The organism is Variovorax robiniae, assembly GCF_037889955.1.
GTDB lineage: Bacteria > Pseudomonadota > Gammaproteobacteria > Burkholderiales > Burkholderiaceae_C > Variovorax > Variovorax robiniae.
Map to the genome: position 1 here is coordinate 185274 of NZ_JBBKZS010000013.1, position 13229 is coordinate 198502.

At 67.6% G+C, this 13229-nt stretch carries 14 protein-coding genes; 9 read left to right on the plus strand and 5 right to left on the minus strand.

The window, feature by feature from the left end:
• The 5 genes from thiL to WKW79_RS25670 are packed head-to-tail and all read left to right on the plus strand — an operon-like array spanning position 1 to position 2898.
• Entirely contained in the window at positions 1-975 is a 975-nt protein-coding gene (gene thiL, locus WKW79_RS25650) for a thiamine-phosphate kinase (RefSeq protein WP_340338043.1), read from the plus strand.
• Between the two features lie 44 nt (positions 976-1019).
• The gene (locus tag WKW79_RS25655; protein WP_340338044.1) at positions 1020-1583 is read left to right on the plus strand and encodes a phosphatidylglycerophosphatase A family protein; all 564 of its coding nucleotides are present in this window, start codon (positions 1020-1022) and stop codon (positions 1581-1583) included.
• Entirely contained in the window at positions 1577-2068 is a 492-nt protein-coding gene (locus WKW79_RS25660; protein WP_340338045.1) for a CinA family protein, read from the plus strand. Before WKW79_RS25655 ends, WKW79_RS25660 begins: the two co-directional genes overlap by 7 nt.
• A gap of 4 nt (positions 2069-2072) precedes the next feature.
• Positions 2073-2564, plus strand: a complete 492-nt coding sequence (locus WKW79_RS25665) for a nuclear transport factor 2 family protein (protein WP_340338046.1) — start codon at positions 2073-2075, stop codon at positions 2562-2564.
• Positions 2536-2898 (plus strand): GNAT family N-acetyltransferase, encoded by a 363-nt coding sequence (locus WKW79_RS25670; RefSeq protein WP_340338047.1) that lies wholly within the window; start codon positions 2536-2538, stop codon positions 2896-2898. The genes WKW79_RS25665 and WKW79_RS25670 overlap by 29 nt, the downstream gene beginning before the upstream one ends.
• 4 nt (positions 2899-2902) lie before the next feature.
• On the opposite strand, the gene WKW79_RS25675 is transcribed toward WKW79_RS25670, so the two are convergent.
• Positions 2903-3325, minus strand: a complete 423-nt coding sequence (locus WKW79_RS25675; protein WP_340338048.1) for a gamma-glutamylcyclotransferase family protein — start codon at positions 3323-3325, stop codon at positions 2903-2905.
• Between the two features lie 4 nt (positions 3326-3329).
• Positions 3330-4109 (minus strand): UPF0149 family protein, encoded by a 780-nt coding sequence (locus WKW79_RS25680; protein ID WP_340338049.1) that lies wholly within the window; start codon positions 4107-4109, stop codon positions 3330-3332.
• Between the two features lie 70 nt (positions 4110-4179).
• On the opposite strand from WKW79_RS25680, the gene WKW79_RS25685 reads away from it, so the two are divergent.
• Complete coding sequence (locus tag WKW79_RS25685) at positions 4180-5850, plus strand: FMN-binding glutamate synthase family protein (RefSeq protein ID WP_340338050.1); 1671 nt, start codon at positions 4180-4182, stop codon at positions 5848-5850.
• A gap of 19 nt (positions 5851-5869) precedes the next feature.
• Entirely contained in the window at positions 5870-6808 is a 939-nt protein-coding gene (locus WKW79_RS25690; RefSeq protein WP_340338051.1) for a BUD32 family EKC/KEOPS complex subunit, read from the plus strand.
• Between the two features lie 12 nt (positions 6809-6820).
• Here WKW79_RS25690 and WKW79_RS25695 read toward each other — a convergent pair whose 3' ends face one another.
• Complete coding sequence (locus WKW79_RS25695) at positions 6821-7213, minus strand: putative toxin-antitoxin system toxin component, PIN family (protein WP_340338052.1); 393 nt, start codon at positions 7211-7213, stop codon at positions 6821-6823.
• Between the two features lie 128 nt (positions 7214-7341).
• On the opposite strand from WKW79_RS25695, the gene WKW79_RS25700 reads away from it, so the two are divergent.
• Positions 7342-8658: a HipA domain-containing protein gene (locus WKW79_RS25700; protein WP_340338053.1), complete on the plus strand. Its 1317-nt coding sequence runs from the start codon at positions 7342-7344 to the stop codon at positions 8656-8658.
• A gap of 10 nt (positions 8659-8668) precedes the next feature.
• Here the strand turns inward: WKW79_RS25700 and WKW79_RS25705 are convergent, their stop codons facing one another.
• Positions 8669-9895: a THUMP domain-containing class I SAM-dependent RNA methyltransferase gene (locus WKW79_RS25705; protein WP_340338054.1), complete on the minus strand. Its 1227-nt coding sequence runs from the start codon at positions 9893-9895 to the stop codon at positions 8669-8671.
• Positions 9896-9991: 96 nt separating this feature from the next.
• Between WKW79_RS25705 and WKW79_RS25710 the strand changes: the two genes are divergently transcribed.
• A complete protein-coding gene (locus WKW79_RS25710) occupies positions 9992-11749 on the plus strand; it encodes a hybrid sensor histidine kinase/response regulator (protein ID WP_340338055.1) in 1758 nt (585 codons plus the stop codon).
• Positions 11750-11950: 201 nt separating this feature from the next.
• On the opposite strand, the gene WKW79_RS25715 is transcribed toward WKW79_RS25710, so the two are convergent.
• A partial coding sequence (locus WKW79_RS25715; protein WP_340338056.1) for a VCBS domain-containing protein occupies positions 11951-13229 on the minus strand: 1279 nt, incomplete at its 5' end.

The window sequence follows — 13229 nt, forward strand, 5'->3', positions numbered from 1 at the left end:
ATGGGCGAATTCGACCTCATCGCCAAGTACTTCACCCGGCCCGCAAAGCGCGCGGCGCTGGGCGTGGGCGACGACTGTGCGCTGCTGGCGCCAGCGCCCGGCATGCAACTGGCCATCTCCTCCGACATGCTGGTGGAAGGCCGGCACTTCCTCTCGACCGTCGAACCGTCGCGCCTGGGCCACAAGGCGCTGGCGGTGAACCTCAGCGACCTGGCCGCCTGTGGCGCCAGGCCGCTGGCCTTCACGCTGGCGCTGTCGATGCCGACCGCGGACGAGCCCTGGCTGGCCGGCTTCTCGCGCGGCTTGCTGGCACTGGCCGACGAGCACGGTTGCGAACTCATCGGCGGCGACACCACGCGCGGGCCGCTCAACATCTGCATCACCGTGTTCGGCGAGGTGCCGGCCGGCTCGGCCCTGCTGCGTTCGGGCGCCAAGGTCGGCGACGACATCTGGGTCAGCGGCACGCTGGGCGATGCGCGTCTGGCGCTGGAAGCCTTCCGCGGCACGCTGTCGCTGCCCGCGCCCATGCTGAAGCAGGCGCGCATGCGCATGGAGCATCCGACGCCGCGCGTCGCGCTGGGCCAGGCGCTGCGCGGCGTGGCCACGGCGGCGATCGATGTCAGCGACGGGCTGCTCGGCGACCTCGTCCACATCCTGCTAGCCAGTCGCGTCGGCGCGCGCATCGATGCCGATGCTGCATCGGAGCTGGTCGCCGCGCGGCGCATGCCGTCGAATGCGGAATCCGGGCTTGCGCTGGAGACTTTCCGGACCTGCGCGCTCTCGGGCGGCGACGACTACGAACTGGCATTCACCGCACGGCCCGAGGCGCGCGACGCCGTCGAACAGGCCAGCCGCGCCAGCCACACGGCCGTTGCGCGCATCGGCGTGGTGGAGGCAGTGCCGGGCGTGCGCGTGGTGGATGCCCATGGCACGCCGCTCGCCCAGCGATTCACCAGCTTCGACCACTTCGGATGAGCATCTCGGGCACACTGCGCTCCATCGCGTCCCTCCGTCCACTCATGATCGATCCCCCGGCTCCGATCGCTTCGAGCCCCTCCGTCCAACCCGCGCTGCGCCGCCCGACGCTGCGCTTCATGCTGTCCCACCCCGCGCACTGGATTGCGCTCGGCTTCGGCTCCGGCCTGCCGCGCGTTGCGCCCGGCACCTTCGGAACCCTGTGGGCCTGGGCCGCGTACCTGCTGATGCAGCGCTGGCTCGGCGAGGCCGCCATCGGCTGGGTGATCCTGGCGTCTCTGCCGATCGGCTGGTGGGCCTGCACCGTGACAGCCCGGCACATGAACATCGCCGACCCCGGCAGCATCGTGTGGGACGAGGTGATCGCTTTCTGGATCATCCTGTGGGTGGTGATGCCCACCGGCTTCGTCGGTCAGCTCATCGCCTTCGCGCTGTTCCGCGCCTTCGATGCGGCCAAGCCCGGCCCCGTGGCCTGGGCGGACGGGCTGTTCAAGCAGAAGGGCGCGACCGAACCGAACTGGTGGCGCGCCGGCTTCGGAATCATCCTGGATGATCTGGTGGCGGCCTTCTGCACTTTGCTGGTGATCGCGGCGGTGCGCGCATGGTGACCAGCACCGACCTCCTGCTGCCGACGCTGGCCGAGCTCATGGTCGAGCAGGGCCTGATGCTGGCCACGGCCGAGAGCTGCACCGGCGGCCTGATCGCGGGCGCCTGCACCGAACTCAGCGGCTCCAGCGCCTGGTTCGAGCGCGGTTTCGTCTGCTATTCCAACGACGCGAAGATCGAGCTGCTCGGCGTCGACCCGGCTCACATCGTGGCCTATGGCGCGGTAAGCCAGGTCGTGGCGCGCGCCATGGCCGTGGGTGCGGTGGCGCGCTCGCGTGCGCAGGTGTCGGTCGCCGTCACCGGGGTGGCAGGGCCCACCGGCGGCAGCCCGGAGAAGCCGGTCGGCACCGTCTGGTTCGGCTGGCAGGTGCACGGCATGCTGCACAGCGAGCAGCGCCTGTTCGACGGCGACCGGAGTGCCATCCGTGCATCGACGGTGCAGCACGCGGTCCAGAAACTGGTGACGCTGCTGCAAGACCGGAGGTGAGTCCATGAGCGCAATCAACGAGCAGACCATCCGCCGCTTCTATGACGCTTTTGCCAAGCTCGATGGCGACACCATGGCGAGGTGCTATGCGCCCGACGCCGTCTTCAACGACGAAGTGTTCTCACTGAACGGCGCGCGCGAAATCGGCGGCATGTGGAAGATGCTGTGCAGCGCGACCCAGGCCAAGGGCGGGCACGTGTGGCGCCTGACGTATCGCGACGTGGCCGTGGACGGCAACTCCGGCCGCGCGCACTGGGACGCGCACTACCTCTTCAGCGCCACCGGCCGCACCGTGGACAACAGCATCGACGCCCGCATGACCTTCACGCCAGACGGCCTGATCGCCACGCACACCGACAGCTTCCCCTTCTGGACCTGGGCACGGCAGGCGCTCGGGCTGCCCGGCCTGCTGATGGGCTGGTCGCCGATACTGCGCAACAAAGTGCGCGCGACTGCTGCAGCCAACCTTGCGCTCTACCTGGCGCGAGGCGGCTGAATCGATCTTCAACACAAGCACGACCATGACCGACATCGCCATCTCGAACGAACCCGCGCAACACCGCTACGAGGCCAGGATCGAGGGCCAGCTCGCAGGCTTCTGCGAATACAACCTGCTGCGAGAGGCCATCATGTTCACGCACACGGAGGTGCTGGAGGCTTTCGAGGGCAAGGGCGTAGGTTCGGCCATCGCACGCCACGTGCTCGACGACGCGCGGGCGCAAGGCCTGCATGTGATCCCGGTGTGCCAGTTCATCGCGGGCTACATCCGCAAGCATCCTGCCTACGCCGACCTGGTGCGCGAGGACATGCGCAGGGCGTTCAAGATTTGAAGAATCAGGCCGCCGCGCGCTTGCGATAGAGGCTGGCGTGCGCTGGCGAGTAGTCGTCCAGCGGACCCACGCGAATATCCGACGCGGCAGGCATCGTCGGTTGCAGGTAGACGAAGGCCTCGACGGCATCGAGCTCCTCGCCACGCTTCGCCACCCGGATGCGCAAGCGCCGATAGCCATCCGGCTCGGTGATCCGCTCCAGCGCATCCATCCGCGCCAAGGCAGCCTCGTCCACCTCGAATAACTGCCCAGCCACGCAATGGCCCTGCCCCGGCAGATCGATCATCCAGGGCGAATGCCGCTCGCCCACCAGGTACATCGGATAGCGCTCCAGCGTCACGAACTCGCCCTCGACACGCCGCCCCTCATTCGTGGCGAAGTTCGGAAAGCCCTCCTTCAGCGTCCCGAAGACGAAGACCCGCTCCACGCGCTCAAGCCCCGTGGCACTTCTTGTACTTCTTCCCACTCCCGCAAGGACAGGGATCGTTGCGCCCCGGCGTCGGCTCCTTGCGCACGGTTTCCACGCGCGGGCCCATGCTTTTCCAGAGCTGGCGCAGGTCGTACACGGCCCAAATTGCGGCGCCGTAGTCGTCCAGGCGCTGCTGGCTCACGCTGGGCGGGGCGGTCTCGCTGAACATCGAGATGGTGGGCGTGGCCTTGTCGTCCTCGGTCAATTCGACGATGCAGTCCAGCGCGTCGTCGAGCATGCCGGCAGCTTCCTTGTCGCGCGGTGCGGCCCAGTCCTCGGGCCAGTTTTCCACCGCATACATGAAGCCAAGCGCCCAGACCTGCGCAAAGGAAGGGATCGCCTCGCCGGCCGATTCGGCACGTTCCTCCTCGGGCAGCGAGGCCAGGGCGCCGCGCACGTCCAGCACCTCCGGCTGGTAGGTGCGCTCGTCCTCGAGCGACTCGACCGGCGCGTCCAGGCCTTGCTCGATCTCCACCCAGCGCCGCTTCCAGTGCCAGACGAACTCCATGTACTTGGCCGGCTTGAACTCGTCGCCGAGCAGCACGGGCCAGTATTCCTCGGGCGGAATCGGGCGGCGCGAGCAGATCAGCGCGGCCATGAAGCCCTCGCAGAATTCCCACTGCGGCGTCTCGTCGTCGGCCTCGCGCATGAGGTCGAGTTCGCGGTCCAGCACGTCGAAGTCTTCGGGGGTGAGCGGGGCCGGAGTGGCACCGGCGGAAGGGGTGTCTGGAGAAGTAGTCATGGTGGCGCAAAAAAGAGCCCTCTATGATGCAACACCGTGTCGACCGGCCGAGGCGATCATTGCAATTCCCATGACATCTCCGATACCGACCCGATACACCACCTTCGTGCTGTGTATCGCCGGCCTGATTGTCAGCGTGCTCACCCTGCTGCTGTGGCCGTGGCTGCTGCGCGGCTGGATTGGAACGATGGCCTTCGCAGTGCTCACCGTCGTGGGCGTGCACGACCTGCGGCAGACGCGCCATGCCATCCTGCGCAATTACCCCGTCATCGGTCATTTCCGGTTCTTCTTCGAATACATCCGCCCGGAAATCCGCCAGTACTTCATCGAGAGCGACGCGGAAGCCGCGCCCTTCTCGCGCGCGCAGCGCTCACTGGTGTACCAGCGCGCCAAGGGCGACCCGGACAACCGGCCCTTCGGCACGCAGTTGAACGTGACCATTTCCGGCTACGAGTGGATCAACCATTCGATGCGCCCGACGAAGCTCGCCAACCACGACTTCCGCATCGTCATCGGCCCCGACTGCGCGCAGCCCTACAGCGCCAGCGTGTTCAACATCTCGGCAATGAGCTTCGGCGCGCTGTCGGCCAACGCGATCATGGCGCTGAACCAGGGCGCGAAGATGGGCGGCTTCGCGCACGACACCGGCGAGGGCTCCATCTCGCGCCACCATCGCGTGCATGGCGGTGACCTGATCTGGGAGATCGGCTCGGGCTACTTCGGCTGCCGCAACGAGGACGGCACTTTCAGCGAAGAGCGCTTCATCAAGGCCTCCGCCGACGCGCAGGTGCGCATGATCGAGATCAAGCTGAGCCAGGGCGCGAAGCCCGGCCACGGCGGCGTGCTGCCCGGCCCCAAGGTCACGGCCGAAATCGCGGCGGCGCGCGGCGTGCAGCAGGGCGTGGACTGCATTTCGCCCTCCTCGCACAGCGCCTTCACCACACCCATCGAGATGATGCATTTCATCGCGCGGCTGCGCGAACTGTCGGGCGGCAAGCCGACCGGCTTCAAGTTCTGCCTCGGGCATCCGTGGGAATGGTTCGGCATCGTCAAGGCAATGCAGCAGACCGGCATCACGCCGGACTTCATCGTGGTCGATGGCGCCGAAGGCGGGACCGGTGCCGCGCCGGTGGAGTTCACCGACCATGTCGGCGCGCCGTTGCAGGAAGGGCTGCTGCTGGTGCACAACACGCTGGTCGGCGTGAACCTGCGGCACCGCATCAAGCTGGGCTGCGCGGGCAAGGTGATCTCGGCCTTCGATGTGGCCCGCATGATGGCGCTCGGCGCCGACTGGTGCAACGCAGCGCGCGGTTTCATGATGTCGCTGGGCTGCATCCAGGCGCAGACCTGCCACACCGGCCACTGCCCCACCGGCGTGACCACGCAGGACCCGAAGCGCCAGCAGGCGCTGGTGGTCGACACCAAGGCCGACCGCGTGCGCAACTTCCATCGCAGCACGCTGCATGCACTGCAGGAACTGGTGCAGGCCGCCGGGCTCGACCATCCGCAGCAGATCACCGCGCACCACATCGTGCGGCGCATCTCCGACACCGAGGTGCGGCTGCTGTCGAACCTCGTCATGCAGGTGCAGCCGGGCGCGCTGCTCGGCCCGCTGGACAATCAGCACAATGTCTTCCGCATCTATTGGCCCCTGGCCAGTGCCGACAGCTTCCAGCCGCTGACCAACACGGCCCGGCTGCCGGTCGTCGACAGCGCGCAGGAAATGGCGCCCGCGGCCTGAAAGATCCCCTACCTCCCCGATGAATCCGCTGCGAAGTCGCGCAACCCAACTCCAGACCCGCAAGGGCAACGCCTCCGCGCCCGCCCCGCTCGACGCGAACGCGCCACCGCCTCCCCCCGGCGATTACGCCGCCTTCCTCGCGGCCACGCTGCCGCTCCAGACCGTGGGCGTGTCGCGGCATCGCTTCGGCACGCAGCGCGTGTGGCTGAAGAAGGCCGGCCCGCGCCATGCCATGTGGCGCTACCACCTGCTGGCCGCCGTCGCGAAGGCGTTCCGGCTCGACGTGCTGACGCCCGTGCCCAACCCCGGCGGCGAGGCCGCCATCGAGATCGAGGCGCGCCGTCTCATCGCCCTCGGCGAACTCGGCCTGCGCGTGCCCGCCGTGCTGGCGCGCCAGGCAGACGGCGTGCTGATCTCCGACCTCGGCGAGGGCAACCTGGCGCCCATCGTGCTGAACGAGCGCCTCGACCAGGCGGCAGCGGTGGGCCCCGTCGCGCTGCTGAAGGTGTGGCGCGAAGGCCTCGATGCCATCGCGCTGGTGCATGCACGCGGCGCCTACCTGAGCCAGGCCTTCGCGCGCAACCTGATGTACTGCCCCGACGGCACCATCGGCTACATCGACTTCGAGGACGACCCCGGCGAAACGCTGGCGCTGGCCGAATGCCAGGTGCGCGACTGGCTCAGCTACCTGCACTCCACCGCGGCGTTGCTGCACGCCGCCTCCCCGCATGGCGCGGGCGGCCAGTGGCACGCTGTGCTGGCCGATGCCAGCGACGAGGTGCGCGAACGCCTGGCCATCGCTGCGCAACGCATGCGCTGGCTGCGCCACCTGCCCGCCGACCGGCGCTGGGGCCGCGACACGCAGCGGGTGCGCGCCGTCGCCCGCCTGATGACGCGGTGGTATTCGCCCACCTTCGATGCGACGACCACGATGTCGGCGCCGTTGTCGAAGCGATAGCGCTGCAGAGGTCTAGGAAACTTCGACGCCGAGCGCAGCAAGTCGCTTGCGCAAGGCCAGCACCAGGCGATCCTTGCTGCGCAATGGCGCACGATGCGCGACGGCCAGGTCGATGAACATCTGGTCGTCCGGATCCTTGCAAACCACAGTGGCCCGCGGCGCGGACTCGACGCGCTGCGATAGCCGATCAAAGTCGGCCAGCACCGCTTCAGGCGTGCGCTGGTACCAGGCCAGTCGCGGCACGATCTGCGGATAGCACAGCACACGCGCCAATTCATCGCGCATCGCGGCAGTTGCCAGCCAGCGCAGTTCACCCGCATCGAGCGCGGCCTGAAGCGACTGGCAGGCCGGGTCGCCGAACACCAGCAGGTCGAGCGCTACGTTTGTATCGATCACGATGGTCATGGGTTGACGACGATAGCACTGCCGGACAGGCGGCAATTCAGTATGATTCGATCCATTCTCTGAACTATTCATTCAGCAATCCAATGCCAGCCCATGGCGCCGCCAACCCATCCGCCGAATCCGCGCGCGTGGTCGCACTTCGCCAAGCGCTTTCCCAGGGACCGCGACCCACCGACGCGCTGGTGAAGACGCTGCAAGTCAGCCAGGCGACCTTCTCGCGAACCATTCAGGCATTGGGCGCCGAGGTCATCAGTTTCCGCGAGCCCGGCATCCGCACGCCGCGTTACGCGCTCTTGCGCCCTGACCCGTTGCCCTCGCCCCAGGCGATGTTCCGGGTGAGCGAGGACGGCCGCGTCGAGGAGATCGGATCTATCAGCTTCCTGCGCGGCGGGGGAACCTGGGTCGATCTCCGCGACGGAGGTAGCCGACTGCACGACGGCCTGCCACCGTCGATGGCGTTCGCCGCGCCTTCGGGGTATCTGGGCGCGCGAATTGCCCGGGCGGTCACGGCAGAGATCAGCGTGCCGCCCGCCCTGCGCGATTGGTCGGATGACCATCGCGCGAAGTTTCTCTGCCTCGCAGGCGCGGATGTCGCAGGGTCGCTGTTGTGGGGCGCTCGCTCCTTCGCCGCCTGGATGGCATCGCGCGCCGCACCGCCTGTCGCGGCCGGCGATGTCGCGCAGGTCTACCGTGATCTCGCCGCCGATGTGTCGCATGCGGGCACAAGCGGGAGCGCCGGTGGTGATCAACCCAAGTTCACCTGCGAGACCGAAGCGCGCGGCCATCTCATCGTCAAGTTCGCACGTGCGGGCACCCGCTCGTCCGAGATGCTCGTTCTCGAGGAACTCGCGCTGCGCTTCCTCCGCAACGCAGGCATCGCAGCCGCGTCGGCGCGCTACTTCGAAAGCGACGGCTACGGCTACCTTGAAGTCGAGCGCTTCGACCGCGTCGGACGCTTTGGTCGGCGCGGCATGATTTCCGCGGGCGCGGTCGACGACGAGTTGTTCGGCAAGCGCGACAGCTGGCCCGCCTTTGCGCAACGCTGCGAGGATGCCGGCTTGCTCGACGCCGAATCCGCGCGGGTCGTTCTCGTCCTGACCGCGTTCTCCGAACTCATCGGCAATGGCGACCGCCACTTCGAGAACCTGTCGCTGATGACCGATGCGCGTGGTCGTCCGACGCAGGTCTCGCCCGCCTACGACATGCTGCCGACGATGTACGCCCCGGCGGGCGGCGGCATCGACCCCGAATTGCGCCTGGTCGCGCCGTCCTTCCGATCGCTTGGCGCCAGGCCCGAGGTGTGGACGCAGTCCTTCGAAGCGGCCCGGCAGTTCTGGTCAGCGGCGGCCGTCGACAAGCGGCTCTCCGTGTCGATGCGCGACGTCAGCGCCGCGAACGCACAGCACATCGCCGAAGTCGTTGCCCCCCTCTTGCCTGCGCGATGACGATGATGGGTCAGGCCGCCGGCTTCGCCCGCGCCGAGCCCTTCACCATGTCGAACTTGAACAGCCTGCATTCGATCGGCCCGTTCCACATCGGCACGCGGCGCGATTCCTTCAGGCGCATCTTCTGCGGCAGCTTGAGGTCCGGTGTCAGCACCCAGGCGGTCCAGCCGGCATAGTTCTTCTTCCAGTGCGTGGCGAGTTGCGAGAAGAACTCGCCGCCATCTTCCGTCGCCGCCTGCTCGCGCGCACCGGTGCGCGCCACGCCGCCGACCTCGATGCGTTCGCCATACGGCGGGTTCAGCACGATCACACCACCACCGGCCGGCGGCATGCGCTGCAAGGCGTCCCCGCCCCGGAACTCGACCGCATCCGACACGCCCGCGCGCTCCGCATTGCGCTCGGCGAAGTCGACCATGCGGTGCGACACATCGCTGCCGTACACGGTCACGCCATCCACGGGCCCGGGCGCAGCCACCTGGTCCTTCACCGCATTCCACACATGCGCCTGGAACGGCAACAGCTTCTCGAAGCCGAAGCGCCGCAGCGACCCCGCCGGTATCCCCCGCGCGATCTGCGCCGCCTCGATGGCGATGGTGCCGCTGCCGCAGCACGGGTCGTACAAAGGCGCATCGGACACCGCCCCCGTCTCCGGATTCCACCACCCGCTCGCCGCCAGCATCGCGGCGGCCAGCGTCTCCTTCAGCGGCGCATCCCCCTTGTCCTGCCGCCAGCCGCGCTTGAACAGCGGCTCGCCGCTGGTGTCGATGTAGAGCGTGCAGGTGTCGGTGGTCAGGTGGGCGAACACGCGCACGTCGGGCCATTGCGTTTCGATGCTCGGGCGCACGCCATTCGCCTTGGCCCGAAAGCGGTCGGCGATCGCGTCCTTGATGCGCAGCGTCGCGAAGTTCAGGCTCTGCAGCGGGCTGTGCTGCGCCGTGGTCTCGATCTTGAAGGTCTGCTTCGGCGTGAACCAGATTTCCCAGGCCACGCCGCTGGCGATGCCGTAGAGATCGTTCTCGTTGCGGTACGGCGCATGGGCCAGCTCGACCAGCACGCGCTGCGCCAGGCGGCTGTGCAGGTTGAGCAGCATCGCGTCGCGCCAGGCGGCACGCACGCGCACGCCGCCGCGCAGGGTGAGCAGATCCTGGCCGACGCGGCCGGTCAGGGCGTGTACCTCCTGGGCCAGGAAGTCTTCCACGCCGGCGGCGCAGGGCAGGAATAGGGATAGGTCGTTCACCCTCCGATTGTCGCCCCCGGCGCAAGTCAGACAGAAGATGTAGGGCGCATGGGAGCCCCTTCGAGAGTGAGGGGCTCCTCTATAGTGGTCTCTTTGATGAGTCCCACGCCCGCGCCCGACAACGCCGCGCCCCCGGCTTCACGCTTTGCCGTGCAGTGCGAGGTGCTGCGACTGAGTGCGCAACCGACCGGCCCGGCGCTGGTCGTGCAGTTCCTGCTGGACTGCGGCGTGGCCGCGCTGTTCGCCTGGCAATACGCGCTGACACCGGCGCTGACATGGCTGGGACTGATCGCCTTCACGACGACGGTGCGCGGCTTCTTTCCGCAGCACCCGCCCGATACGCTCACCCCGGAGAACCTGCCGCATGCGCTGCGGGTCCACACCTGGCGCATCGCGATGCACGAAGCCGCGCACGGCGCCGCCGGCGTGATGCTGTTCAACCCGAACGATCCGGTGGCGCAACTGTTGCTCGCCACCGTCATCATGGCGATGACGCTGTCGTCGGCCTTCTCGGTCTCGTACTACACGCCGGCGATGCGCCTGGCCATCACGCTGCTGCTGGCGCCGATCATCGCGATGGGGCTGATCTACGGCTCCCCGGTAATGCGCACGGCGGCGCTGCTCGGCGTGGGCCTGATGGTGATGGTGTGGAAGCTGGTCACCGACCGCTCGCGCCACCTCGAAGAAAACATCGGCCGTCGCCACGAGGAGAGCGCCCTGCGCGAGCAGGCCCAGACCGGGCTGCGCGAATCGGAGCAGGCGCAGGCCGAACGGTTGCGCTTCTTCTCGGCCGCCAACCATGACTTGCGCCAGCCCGTCATGGCGATCGGCCTGCAGGCCGAAGTGCTGCGCCAGCAACTGGAGAGCGACACGCCCAAGCACGTCGTGACACAGACCGTGATCGCGCTGTCGCAGGCCCAGCAGGCACTGGAGGGCTTGACCAACCAGCTGCTGGAAATCGGCCGCATCGAGGCCGCGGCCGACCCGCTGAAGCCCGGCCCGGTCGCGCTGGGGCCGCTGCTGCGCGAACTGGCCCGCCATTCCACGCGTGTGCGGGTGCGCTGCCCCGCCAGCGCGCTGGCCTGGACCGACGCGGTGGCGTTGCGCCGCGTGCTCGGCAACCTGACCGACAACGCACTCAAGTTCGCCCCCAAGGGTCGCGTGCTGCTGGCGGTGCGGCGCGGCCGCACCAACGGGACGTGGCGCGTCGAGGTGCGCGACAACGGCATCGGCATTGCGCCGGAGATGCAGCAGCGCGTGTTCGGCGACTTCGAGCAGATCGGCAACGTGGAGCGCAACCTGCAGCGCGGGCACGGCCTGGGCCTGGCCATCGTGCGCCGGCTGGCCGAGCGGCTGGGCTTCACGGTGACGCTGCGCTCGACGCCGGGGCGCGGGTCGGTGTTCGGCTTCGAGCTGGAGGCGGCGCCGGCCGACCTGGTGCTGCCGGAAGGCATCGGTGCCGACTCGAATGCCGCCCATGTAGCGCCGCTGCGCCCCGGCATGGCGGTGCTGGTGGTGGAAGACAACACCGTGGTGGCCGACAGCATCGCCGCGCTGCTGCGCCACTGGAAGGCCGAACCGCGCGTCTATGCCAATGCCTCGGAGGCGCTGGCGCTGGCGGACCTGGATGCGATCGAAGTGGCGCTGTGCGACATCCGGCTGCCGGGGGATCTGGATGGGGTGGCGCTGGCGGTGCTGCTGCAGAACCAGCGGCCGGATCTGACGATTGCGCTGGTGTCGGCGGATATCGAGCCTGTGACGCAGCGCATGGCGCGGCAGCGGGGGTGGCATGCGTTGCGGAAGCCGGTGCAGGCGGGGGAATTGAGGGCGGTGTTGGCGGCTGCGCAGGCTTGATTGCGTTGACGCTACTGCACAGAACGGCCCCGTCAAGCGCCTGACGAAGCCGCCGGCTGAGCGACGGCGGGCACCCAAGCTTTGCGACGATATTTAAGGTGGCCAGAAGGCAGCGGGCCTCGTTGTAAGCTGCGCTGCAACGAGGCCCCGTGTCAGCTGGCGCCGCCAGAGGCAGTAGCCCCCGGGCGGTACCGCTGCCGATTACGCCAGGTTCAGGTTCGTCGCCATCAAATGGTCCAGTGAATCCGAGAACGTGATCGACGCCACCAACCGCAGTTCGGCCGCATCGAAGGTGTTGTTGCCGTCGAACGTGGCTTCATTTCCAAAGAACAGGTAGCCCTTGTGCGTAGGATCGGTCAGGTCGGTCAACAAGATGGCCTGTGACGAACCATTGGTCACCTTCATGCCGCTCAATGCCGCTACGGCATCCGCTGCCGTCGGGGCGACACCGCTGGTGTTCTTGACGTCAACCACGACGAAGTGGTTGCCGGCGGCCAAGGACGTGCCCGGGAGACTGAAATTGCCATCGACCAGCGTGTTCGGCGTGCCCACCGTGGGGAAGAACGCGCTGAGATCCAGCACATCGCCGCCCTCGCCGAGGCTGAAGTCGGTGATGACATCGACTCCGTTGGCGGAGCCGCTGCTCTCGAACACAAACCTATCCGAGCCAGTGCCGCCGGTCAACGTATCGTTGCCAGTGCCACCTGTCAACGTATCGTCGCCCGCGCCACCGTCCAGCATATCGTTGCCTTGACCGCCGAAGAGTTGGTCATTGCCGTTCTGGCCCGAGAGTTTGTCGTTGCCCTGGATCCCGTACATGATGTCGTTGCCCGATCCGCCCGACGCTGTGTCATTGCCGATGGTGCCGTTGTAGATGCCATCGGTTGCGCCGTTGATGGTGATGGAAACGACCTTCGACGTTCCGTCTGCCGAGCGCACTGTGAAGCTGTCGGTGAGTATCCCACCGTCATTCAGCGCGTTGACTGCCGGATCATCGTTGTTCAATGTGTAGGTCCACACACCAGCCGATGTCACCGAGTAATTGCCGTGCGTCGCTGACCCTGATCCCTCCTGGAAAGCATCGTATGTGTTGTCAACGTCTTCCGACAACAGGTTGCCTGTCACATAGTCCAGCAGGGAATCCTCGGTCACGGAACCTGAGGCAATGCCAGTGATGATTGCAGCGTCGTTGACCGGGTTGACCGTCACGTTCACCGTCTGGTCCAGGGTATAGCCGTCGGCATCGGTGAGCGTGACCACGAAGCTGTCGTTGCCGTGGAAGTTCTCGACCGGCGTGTAGCTGTAGGTGCCATCGGCGTTGACCGTGACCGTGCCGTTGGCAGCGCCCGTCTTCAGGGCAACGGTGGTCTCGCCGTCCGCATCGACCGCGCTGATGCTGCCGGTAATGAAGGCAGCGTCCTCGTCACCCGAGGCGCCAGCGTTGGTCACCACCGGCGCATCGTTGACCGACGCGACCGTG

Bases quoted from the DNA above. Each gene is read 5' to 3' on its own strand.
- WKW79_RS25690 (WP_340338051.1), top strand. From the start codon at position 5,870: ATGAATCCGCTGCGAAGTCGCGCAACCCAACTCCAGACCCGCAAGGGC.
- WKW79_RS25655 (WP_340338044.1), top strand. From the start codon at position 1,020: ATGATCGATCCCCCGGCTCCGATCGCTTCGAGCCCCTCCGTCCAACCC.
- WKW79_RS25695 (WP_340338052.1), bottom strand. From the start codon at position 7,213: ATGACCATCGTGATCGATACAAACGTAGCGCTCGACCTGCTGGTGTTC.
- WKW79_RS25710 (WP_340338055.1), top strand. From the start codon at position 9,992: ATGAGTCCCACGCCCGCGCCCGACAACGCCGCGCCCCCGGCTTCACGC.
- WKW79_RS25680 (WP_340338049.1), bottom strand. From the start codon at position 4,109: ATGACTACTTCTCCAGACACCCCTTCCGCCGGTGCCACTCCGGCCCCG.
- WKW79_RS25685 (WP_340338050.1), top strand. From the start codon at position 4,180: ATGACATCTCCGATACCGACCCGATACACCACCTTCGTGCTGTGTATC.
- thiL (WP_340338043.1), top strand. From the start codon at position 1: ATGGGCGAATTCGACCTCATCGCCAAGTACTTCACCCGGCCCGCAAAG.
- WKW79_RS25660 (WP_340338045.1), top strand. From the start codon at position 1,577: ATGGTGACCAGCACCGACCTCCTGCTGCCGACGCTGGCCGAGCTCATG.
- WKW79_RS25665 (WP_340338046.1), top strand. From the start codon at position 2,073: ATGAGCGCAATCAACGAGCAGACCATCCGCCGCTTCTATGACGCTTTT.